The following is a 1,333-nucleotide window of genomic DNA, read 5'->3' on the forward strand; positions in this document are numbered from 1 at the left end:
CGCGGGTCGAGCGGGCGGAGTGCGTCAGTTCGCGGGCGGCGCCGCGGGGAGGCGGACGACCTGGCCGGCGTAGGACAGGCCAGCGCCGAAGCCGATGCACAGCGCGATGTCGCCCTGCTTGGCCTGGCCCTCGCGCAGCATGGTCTCCATCGCCAGCGGGATCGAGGCGGCGGAGGTGTTGCCGGTCTGCTCGATGTCGTTGGCGATCGCCACGGTGTCCGGCAGGCCGAGGTGCTTGGCCATCGCGGAGTTGATGCGGCCGTTGGCCTGGTGGGGGATGAACGCCTGGATCTGGTCGGCCGTCACGCCGGCGGACTCCAGCGTCTCCGCGCACACCTTGGACACCTGCACGGCCGCCCAGCGGAAGACCTTCGAGCCGTCCATGGTGAGGAACGGCTGGACGACGGCCTCCTCGCCGAGGCCACGCCCGTCGACCTCGTCGACGTACTGCTTGAAGTCCTTGGTCTGGCGGATCGCCTCGCCCTTCTCGCCGTCCGAGCCCCACACTACCGGGCTGATGTCGTTGGTCTCCGACGGGCCCACAACCACGGCGCCGGCGCCGTCACCGAAGATGAACGCGGTGTTGCGGTCGGTGTAGTCGAGGCCGTCGCTGAGCTTCTCGACGCCCACGACCACCACGTAGCGGGCGCCGCCGCCGCGGATCATGTTGGTGGCCACGGCCAGGCCGTAGCCGAAGCCCGCGCAGCCGGCGGTGAGGTCGAACGCCGCGATGCCGTTGCGGCCGAGGGCGGTGGCGACCTGGGGGGCCGCGTGCGGCACCTGGGTCCAGTTGGTGGACGTGCACACGATCAGGGCGTCGATCAGGTCGGCGTCGATGCCGGCCGAGGTCACGGCCGCGCGGGACGCCTCGATCGACATGGAGACGATGCCCTCGTCCGGTCCGGCGACGCGGCGGTTGAGGATCCCGGAGCGCTCGTAGATCCACTCGGAGGTGGAGTCGATCTTCTCGCAGATCTCCTCGTTGCTCACCACGCGCTCGGGCCGGTACGCCCCGATGCCGAGGAGGGTCGTGCCGGTGGCGCCCTCGCCGGTCGCGATGGTCACGGTCTCGTTGGAATCCGCCATTGGCGATCTCGCTCCTCGTCGGTGGACGGCGCCTCGCGGCGCTCGTGTCGTACTCCCCGTCACCCTACTGCGGGCACAGGGTAGATCGCCTCACCGTACCGCCGTGTTTCCACCGTCACCCCCGGCGGCCTCCGCCGACCCGCCGGCGCGGGTAACCGCAGGTCCGCCGCCCTCCGGTGCGCCCGCAGGTCAGTCCGCCAGCAGCCCGTCGAGCCACGCGCGCCAGCGCGGCGCGTCCCAGGTGGGC

The 1,333-nt window shown here is 71.7% G+C and carries 1 protein-coding gene; it reads right to left on the reverse strand.

Annotated elements, in window-relative coordinates:
• Positions 1-24 precede the first annotated feature (24 nt).
• Positions 25-1,086: a beta-ketoacyl-ACP synthase III gene (locus G6030_RS13360; RefSeq protein ID WP_182643458.1), complete on the reverse strand. Its 1,062-nt coding sequence runs from the start codon at positions 1,084-1,086 to the stop codon at positions 25-27.
• Positions 1,087-1,333: the final 247 nt, after the last annotated feature.

This window comes from Dietzia sp. E1 (assembly GCF_014145015.1).
GTDB classification, from domain to species: domain Bacteria; phylum Actinomycetota; class Actinomycetes; order Mycobacteriales; family Mycobacteriaceae; genus Dietzia; species Dietzia cinnamea_A.